Origin of the sequence: Clostridioides sp. ZZV15-6598 (assembly GCF_020657705.1) — a bacterium.
Lineage (GTDB): Bacteria > Bacillota > Clostridia > Peptostreptococcales > Peptostreptococcaceae > Clostridioides > Clostridioides difficile_F.
Genome location: NZ_JAGWCS010000151.1, coordinates 1 through 8,453, shown reverse-complemented (window position 1 = coordinate 8,453; position 8,453 = coordinate 1). Strand labels below are relative to the sequence as shown.

Sequence of the window (8,453 nt, the reverse complement as noted above, 5' to 3'; positions counted from 1 at the left end):
TTGTCAATATATGTTTTTATAATTTTCAAAATATTTGTTATTTGGAGATAATATATTTTGTTTTCAGCAAATCAACTCTATTTCTCCCAAAAATAAAGAACTCTATTCTATTACAATAGAGTTCTTTGCAAATTATCTTATAAATACTATTTTTCTGTTTATTTTTAATTAAATCGTATTATCATCTTTTATTATCATTAATTATTTCTTTAAAGTACTGTAATTGTTCTTGTTGTTTTTTATGTTTTATATCTGGGAAAGCCTTGATAATTCTTTTTTGTAAGATAATATTGGATTCTATACGGTCTAATTTACTGTTTATTTTGTTTAATTTTTCTCTAGCTTCTAATTCCTCACTATTTATTGTTTTAAATAAAGCTTGTATCTCTCTTCTATCAAACCTATCTAATTTCATATTTATACCATTTAGATCTGTAATTATTTCATCTAATAAATTGAGCTTCATATCTAATTTTTTAAGTGATACGATAGTAACAATTAAATCCACAATTGTCCATAAAGTCGTAATTACCACTATTGAAATTAATATATTGTACGGAATAGTACTTACAATATATTCTATATAAGGATGTATAAATTTTATTATTACAACAGACATTATACCAAAATATATTGCATTTTTTAAACAGACTCTTCCCTTCACATTAAATTTTTGGTCAGAATAATCCCACCATTTAGCATGAAATAATGTTTCTAAAATAAATCCTGTAAAATATTCTAGTATTGTAGTCAAAATCATTCCTATCAAAAATAAAATAATTATATTGTCAAATCTTCCTAATATTGATATCACAAGTACTGCTCCAAAACCATAAACAGGACATATTGGACCATTTAAAAACCCTCTATTAATTATCCTTTTGCTTGCTATAGAACATCCTGCACTTTCTACTACCCATCCTAGAAATGAATATATAAAAAAATACAAAATATATTTTATTATCTCCATAATTTATCTCTACTCCTTCAACAGTTGACATATTTTTGTGTATAATGTAAAAATAATTATAGAAATAGTTTTTTCGTTTTTTACTTTTGTTATTCTTTTTTTGTTGGATATTCTACTCATCTAATCCAATTAACAATCTAGTAGCTGTGATTCCATGTTCATCTTTTGGTTGATTGTCTTTATCAATCCAAATCTCAACTGTATCAGATTTCTTTAGCAGAGGTAAATTTTTAGCATCAAATTCTCCATATCTAATTATGTCTTTGTTCTCTTCTTCAGTAATTACAAAAGATATTAATTTTGTATTTTTACTTAGATAAACTTTTATATAACCATCCTTATCCATCAAATTTTCTGGAATCTTTACATTATTATTACAAGTTATATTATTATTACAAGCTGTCTTAATAGTTAATACACCATTTTTAAAACTTTCAAATGAACCAATTATATCTCCCTCGTTTTTATCTATATCTTTAACTATTTCCTTATTTTCTTCAACTAATATTCTTGAAACTTGTTTATCTGGCTTAAGTTTAAAAGTTAACAAACTTTGGTAATTTGTAGCAATGACACCCAATCCTATCACTCCCAAAATTATGCTTGTACTTATTATAGCTTGGAATTTTTTAATGTTATTAGGAAATAATTTGGTCACCTTTGTATAAACAATAATACCAAGTATACCACCTAATGAATTTAGAATCACATCATCTATGTCGCTACTTCCAATAGCCAAAATGTATTGTATTAATTCAAATCCTAAACTAATAAGAGAAATTATTATAATTATATTTCTTTTATTTAACTTTTTTAATACCACAGGAAGAAAAATTCCCATTGGAATAAATATACCAATATTACCTATGATATTTGCAATAGCTCTTGTGAAACTAATATTACTATCTGTTATAAATTCCCATACTGTATAGAATGGAATTAAGTTGACAGACCTAAACCCGCCCTTGAAAATAGCATAAATTGGTACATCTTTAAATAAAATTATCCTTATAGTTATTAGAACATATACAAAAAATATTATGTATATAATTGATAATAATAATTTTTCTGAAGTTCTACACATATCTTTTTTCAATAATAACACCTTCTCTCTTTTAATATTTTAATAATACCAACAAGTATTTAAGATGCCTTTAAAATTTTCTTAAATTTTCCTTAAGTGTTAAATTGAAACACATTAAAAAAGGTCTATACTTTAAAATATAGACCTTCATAAATTTCCTTATAGATACGTTTTATTAAATAACAAACAATTTAAGTGTAGAACAAACAATGACCAAAGTTAAAAGTAATCTAGCATATAAAAAATTTTTTTCTTTAAGCATAATTCCTGCAACTCCAAGTATAAAAAAGAGAGATGCAATAAATTTACCAAGAATATTATTACTTGGATAAGAACTAAAATGCATGAAACAAAGTACAAATGTATATACTCCTATTGCATTAAATACAATTGTATTAGATGCTATCTTTCCTTTATTAAAAAAGAAGAAAAATATTGATATTAAATCCAAAAACAAAAATACATAAAACATGACTTTTAAAACGCCCATACTTATACCCCCTAAAAATTTTAATTATAATATCTGGCTTATTTCATACAATTCTCAATATATTCAAGATAAACTTATAATCTTAATATAATAATAGTATAAGTTTATATTACTAGCTTATTAATTCTTATATTTACATTACTAGTTTATTACTTCATATTCATACATATTATAATCACATTCATACATATTTAAAGACTCATACGTTGCTTTTGCATTTATGTTTTCTTTTTCTACATATAACCTCATGCCAACAATATTTTCATCTCTATCACACATATTTTTTATATGATTAAATAAATAATTAAAGATGCTCTTTCTTCTATATTCTTTCTCTACATATACACTCTGAATCCAAAGAAAGTTTCCATTTCTCCAATCACTCCACTCATATGTATACATAATCTGTGCAACCACCTTATCAAATACTGTATATACATAATATTTTCCTTTTCTTTCATCTAATAACAATGCTCTTACACCTTTAGTTAAAACATCCATGTCAAGTTCTTTTCCTTCTGTTTCTTTGGCTAAATTATAATTAAATTTCGCTATTATATCCAAATCATCTAAACGGGCTTCTCTTATCTCTATCAGTTCTTCATTTTCATATAATTCTATATAGTCCTTTTGTTCCATACTTATTCCCCCATATCTATTTTATGTATTACATTAATCTTTTTGTAATAATACATTATAAAATTTTTTCTAGTTTCATAAATGCATAATCGAAGGTAGATTCTAAGTTACCATTATTTTTCCCTCCACCTTGAGCTAAAACCTGACTTCCTCCACCTTTACCATCTATAAGACTTATTGCATCCTTCAATAAACTTCCCATATTGACAGCTTTCAAATTTTTAGAACATGCAAAAATCAAGTTTATTTTTTCTTCAAATCTAACAGCTAATAATGCAATATTATTTTCATCTTCTGTAATTTTATTTGCAATTTTATTTACATATTTTAAATCTTCTTCATCATAGATTTTTTTAACAACTGAAACATTCCCAATCTTATTTGCATTTTCGACCATTTCTTTAACTTGGTACTTAGCTACTATTTCTTCAAGTTTTCTTTTTTTACTTAGAGAATCTTCCACTTTCTCATTTAAATTTACAATTCCATTTATAGCATCTTCTTCACTACAACTTAAATATCTACAGATTTTGGTTAAATATACATCTCTTTTTAATACTTCATCTACAGCTCTTTTACCAGCTAAAAACTCTATTCTTGTACTAGACTTATGCTTCTCCCATTTCTTTATTTTTATCATTCTAATCTCACTTGTTGATTTTGGGTGTACTCCACAACATGCATTTGTATCTAAGTCACCTATTTTCACTACCCTTATTTCTTCATTTGTGTTTGGTAAAGCACGTCTTAACCAAATTTTTTTTAATTCTCTTTTAGTTGGAAGTAATGTTTCTACTTGTATATTCTGACGAATAATTTCATTTGCAAGCAACTCTATTTCTCTAATTTTTTCTTCATCTAAATTACCTTCTATATCCACTGTGCTGTACTCATTACCTAAATGAAAACCTGTTGTGTTTAAATTAAAAGTCTTAAAAAAACACCCTGAGAGTACATGTTGTCCAAAATGTTGATGCATACCATCTTCTCTTCTATCCCAATCAATACTACACTTTACCTTATGTATCTTTATTGGCTTTTTATCTAATATATGATATACTTTTTTATCTTCTTCATATACACTTATTACTTCATAATTATCTATTTTTCCTAAGTCTCCAAATTGTCCTCCACCACCAGGGAAAAATACTGTTTTATCCAACAAAACATGAAACTTATTTTCTATTTCTCTTATCTCAATTATTTCTGCTGTAAAATCTCTTATATACTGATTTATATAGTATAACTTTTCCATTATGATTTTATCTCCATTTCCTTTATTCTAAACTGCCTTATTGTTTAAATATACACATATTTTAGGTTAAGTTTAAAGTAATTACACCAAATAGAGCTTAACCTACTTTTTAATAGTAATCTTCTACTATATTTTAACATATAGATATTAATGTTAACAAATTTATAATTATATATTATTTTAAATATTCAATAATATAAAGTATATTAAGATTGCTTTTTTAAAAACTTTAGTATAAAATCATATTAAATAAATTTTCTGAAATGATAGAATATTGCAATCTATAAAAAACATACTTAATAACATATAGCATTGTATTATAAATATATCGTTTTATTTTGTAGGGGGAGTGATTTAAAATGCCAATAAAACCAAGAAAAATATCTATTGTAGGTTCAGGTCATGTTGGTTCACACTGTGGATTTAGTTTGATAACTCAAGGAGTTTGTGATGAACTCTTTATGATTGATATTGATGAAGCTAAGGCAAAGGCTCAAGCTTTAGATTTAGCTGATGCAGTTTCCTATCTTCCACATAAAGTACATATAGAAAAAGGAACTTTTAATGATTGTAAGGATTCTGATATCGTAGTGATAAGTGTTGCAGATTCTTCAGAAGGTCCTTTACGCAGACAAAACACAACTAGGTTAGACTTACTAAAACCAACTATTGGGATGATAAAATCTATAGTAAAACCTATAATTGATTCTGGATTTGATGGTATATTTATCGTTATTTCTAATCCAGTTGATGTAGTTACGAATTATATCTGGGAAAAATCTGGTTTTCCTAAAAACAGAGTTATTGGAACTGGAACAGCTTTAGACTCAACAAGACTTAGAAGACTTTTATCTGAAGAAACTGGAATCGCTCAACAATCAATACAGGCTTACTCAATGGGTGAACATGGAGATTCTCAAATAGTCCCTTGGTCTCATGTTTCAATTGGTGGCAAACCAATTTTAGATATGATAAAAGATAATCCAGATACTTATGGCAAATTAGACTTACCATCAATACTTGAAAAAAACAAGAAAACAGGTATAGGTATAATAAATGGCAAAGATTGTACAGAGTTTGGAATAGGAACTGCTTTAGTAGAAATTGTAAAGGCTATACTACATAATGAGAAAAAGATTTTACCAGTTTCTACATTATTAGAAGGTCAATACAATGAAGAAAATGTATTTGCAGGTGTTCCTTGTATTATAGGTAAAAATGGAATTGAGGAAATTGTTGAAATCAATTTAACTAATGATGAGCAAGAAGGATTTAGTAAATCTTGTTCTGTTTTAAAAGAATACATTAAAATTGCTAAGGATATTTAGATTAATACCATATTAGAATACATATTTAAAATTAATAGCATATTTTAAGTATATCTTAAATTTAATATTGAAAGCAGGTAAATTTCTTATGATAAAAAATCACATCAATAAAGCTTAAATCATAAATACCTGCTTTTATCTTTCAATATTAAAATATTAATTTATCTTTTCCCATCAAATTTTATAACTTTACTTTTTTTCTTTGTATTTTGAGACAAGAGTCCATTTTTTAATCCCATCAACAATTCTAGGTCTTCTGGATAAAGACTTATTCCTATATCTCCTAAATTTGATACTATATTGTCTGTGTTCATTATTTTGTTTTCTATCAATAATTCTACTGCTTTTTTTAAATATACTGGACTTACACCCTTCATTTTATCTAATGGTTCTTCTATTAACCATCCTCGTTTATCCATTTCGCTCATAAGATAATTATACTTTTTATAGCTTATCTCACCTAAATTATATGCTCTAAAAATCATAACAGATATAGGTACAATCCATTTTTGCTTTAATTCTACATAATAATCTAGTTCTTCTGGATAAACCAAGTCTTCTAAAAAAGTCTCTCTTGGAAGCAAAAATGCACAAGCATATTCATCTGCTAAGAATTGCTTATTTGGTATTCCTAATTGACTTGATATTATATATCCAAGCTCATATGCTAAATCATAGTTTCTAATTGATGCTGATTTTTTATCATTTCCAAGAGATATTAGATATTTAATTTCTTTACCAATTCTTTGTTTTTGAGTAAATACTGTTGCTCCTTTTCTATCTACATTCATTCCTGATATTATAATCCCATTAGCCTCTAATAAACTTACCATATTTACTATTGGATTGTTATTTAAATTCCAAAGTTCTCTAGTCTTATTAGCAAGACTTTCTATATCATTTATATTAACATCCTTAATTAGTTTTCTATTTGGTAAGTTTTCTTTTGGAAATTTTATATAACTTTCCATAAACGAGTATATTTTATGAATAATTATTATTTTTTCTCTATAAGAAATTTCCTCCACTCTAGGAAGTTTAGATTGAGGATTAAAATGACTATCTTCCACAATAACATTTATACTTTCGTTTTTATAAAAATACTCTTTTGGGAAGTTTAATATATTTGATAATTTTAATGCATTTTCAATGTTTGGAACATACTTATTTTCTTCAAAAGCTTGTAAATCTTTTTTATTTATTTTAGTTTCTTTAGATAACTGTTCTAGAGTTTTAGCTCTAAAAACTCTAGCTGATTTTAATCTTTTTCCATTAAAGTCTTTTAAATTCATTTGTTTTCTCTCTTTCAAAAATTAAATTCTTTAGTCATACAAATATAAATTATAACATTACAATTAATAATTTATCATATTATTGACAAAAAAACAAAAGATGAAAACATAAATTTATATTTCCATCTCTAATCTGAATGTATCGTATAACTAGTTTTAATTATTTAAAAAGCTCTAAATATTCTCCATATCCTAGTTCTTCCATGTCTTTTTTAGGTATAAACTTAAGAGAAGCAGAATTTATACAATACCTTAAACCTCCAAGTTCCTTTGGCCCATCATCAAAAACATGGCCTAGATGAGAATTTCCTTTAGCACTTCTTACTTCAACCCTATACATGCCTTGTGAAAAATCGCTTCTTTCAATTATAGACTTATCTATAACTGGCTTTGCAAAGCTAGGCCATCCACATCCCGCATCAAATTTATCCTTTGAAGAAAATAAAACCTCTCCACTTACTATATCCACATAGATACCTTCTTCATTATTATCATAATATTCATTTTCAAAAGGTACTTCTGTCATGTCATTTTGAGTAACTTCAAATTGAATAGGAGTTAAAGTCTTTTTTAACGCTTCCCTATCTACATTATTTCCATCCCAATAGCTTTTTACAAAATTATATCTTCCTGAACCTTTATAATACATATTATAATTTAATGGTCTTTTTTTATAATAATCTTGATGATTTTCTTCTGCTTCGTAAAATTTAGTTGCTGGAATTATTTCAGTAACTATTTTACTATCAAATATTTTACTATTTTCTAAGCTTTCTTTTGACTTCAAAGCTGTATTTTTTTGCTTTTCATCATGATAAAATATAGCAGTTTTATATTGAGTTCCTCTATCACCAAATTGTCCACCATCATCTGTAGGATTAATTTGTTTCCAAAATATATTTAAAAGTTCATCATAACTTATTATGTTATCATCATAAGTTATTTGAATAGCTTCAACATGGCCAGTTATTCCTGAACATACTTCTTGATATGTAGGATTTTCAACATGACCAGCTGTATATCCAGAAACTACTTTTATAACCCCATCATATTTATCAAAAGGTTTTACCATACACCAAAAACACCCGCCTGCAAAAGTAGCAAGTTTTATCATTTTCATCACTCCTTAAAAAAATTATATTTTATTTATTCCCTAAGAAGTAACTTAATAATCTTGTATTTTATTATTTTTTACTTTATTTAGAAAATACTAGAAAATACTATATGATATTAAGGTATCTAAAATTGCAAAATCTTTTATCAAAATTATAAACTATAAAAATTTTCTACTTATAAATATAATGAAAAACTATCCTTAATTTTTATAAAAACTTTTTTTATTTATCCATTCAAATGCATCTTTTATATCACAGTTTTCACCTAGAGATATTAAAT

The 8,453-nt window shown here is 25.8% G+C and carries 8 protein-coding genes; 1 reads left to right on the top strand and 7 read right to left on the bottom strand.

Translation table 11 applies throughout. The annotated features are described in order from the left end of the window. Nucleotides 1-181: 181 nt before the first annotated feature. The 5 genes from KGF50_RS18675 to KGF50_RS18655 form a co-directional block, all read right to left on the bottom strand. On the bottom strand, nt 182-970 hold the full coding sequence (locus KGF50_RS18675; RefSeq protein ID WP_227849457.1) for a putative ABC transporter permease: 789 nt from the start codon (nt 968-970) through the stop codon (nt 182-184). Between the two features lie 112 nt (nt 971-1,082). Beyond that, a complete protein-coding gene (locus KGF50_RS18670; protein WP_227849456.1) occupies nt 1,083-2,066 on the bottom strand; it encodes a VanZ family protein in 984 nt (327 codons plus the stop codon). A 163-nt stretch (nt 2,067-2,229) separates the two neighbouring features. Next, nucleotides 2,230-2,544: a hypothetical protein gene (locus KGF50_RS18665; RefSeq protein WP_227849455.1), complete on the bottom strand. Its 315-nt coding sequence runs from the start codon at nt 2,542-2,544 to the stop codon at nt 2,230-2,232. A gap of 141 nt (nt 2,545-2,685) precedes the next feature. Continuing rightward, on the bottom strand, nt 2,686-3,183 hold the full coding sequence (locus KGF50_RS18660; protein WP_227849454.1) for a GNAT family N-acetyltransferase: 498 nt from the start codon (nt 3,181-3,183) through the stop codon (nt 2,686-2,688). Nucleotides 3,184-3,238: 55 nt separating this feature from the next. Beyond that, entirely contained in the window at nt 3,239-4,438 is a 1,200-nt protein-coding gene (locus KGF50_RS18655) for a DHHA1 domain-containing protein (RefSeq protein ID WP_227849453.1), read from the bottom strand. A gap of 359 nt (nt 4,439-4,797) precedes the next feature. Here KGF50_RS18655 and KGF50_RS18650 point away from each other — a divergent pair, with 359 nt between their 5' ends. Then, nucleotides 4,798-5,766, top strand: coding sequence for an L-lactate dehydrogenase (locus tag KGF50_RS18650; protein WP_227849452.1), 969 nt, complete (start codon nt 4,798-4,800; stop codon nt 5,764-5,766). 161 nt (nt 5,767-5,927) lie between these two features. Here the strand turns inward: KGF50_RS18650 and KGF50_RS18645 are convergent, their stop codons facing one another. Then, on the bottom strand, nt 5,928-7,058 hold the full coding sequence (locus KGF50_RS18645) for an XRE family transcriptional regulator (protein WP_227849451.1): 1,131 nt from the start codon (nt 7,056-7,058) through the stop codon (nt 5,928-5,930). A gap of 160 nt (nt 7,059-7,218) precedes the next feature. Next, nucleotides 7,219-8,172: a peptide-methionine (S)-S-oxide reductase MsrA gene (gene msrA, locus KGF50_RS18640; protein ID WP_227849450.1), complete on the bottom strand. Its 954-nt coding sequence runs from the start codon at nt 8,170-8,172 to the stop codon at nt 7,219-7,221. Between the last annotated feature and the right edge of the window lie 281 nt (nt 8,173-8,453).

Excerpts from the sequence above, each read along its gene's own strand:
- KGF50_RS18660 (WP_227849454.1), bottom strand. The coding sequence starts at position 3,183 with ATGGAACAAAAGGACTATATAGAATTATATGAAAATGAAGAACTGATA.
- KGF50_RS18655 (WP_227849453.1), bottom strand. The coding sequence starts at position 4,438 with ATGGAAAAGTTATACTATATAAATCAGTATATAAGAGATTTTACAGCA.
- msrA (WP_227849450.1), bottom strand. The coding sequence starts at position 8,172 with ATGATAAAACTTGCTACTTTTGCAGGCGGGTGTTTTTGGTGTATGGTA.
- KGF50_RS18650 (WP_227849452.1), top strand. The coding sequence starts at position 4,798 with ATGCCAATAAAACCAAGAAAAATATCTATTGTAGGTTCAGGTCATGTT.
- KGF50_RS18665 (WP_227849455.1), bottom strand. The coding sequence starts at position 2,544 with ATGGGCGTTTTAAAAGTCATGTTTTATGTATTTTTGTTTTTGGATTTA.
- KGF50_RS18645 (WP_227849451.1), bottom strand. The coding sequence starts at position 7,058 with ATGAATTTAAAAGACTTTAATGGAAAAAGATTAAAATCAGCTAGAGTT.
- KGF50_RS18675 (WP_227849457.1), bottom strand. The coding sequence starts at position 970 with ATGGAGATAATAAAATATATTTTGTATTTTTTTATATATTCATTTCTA.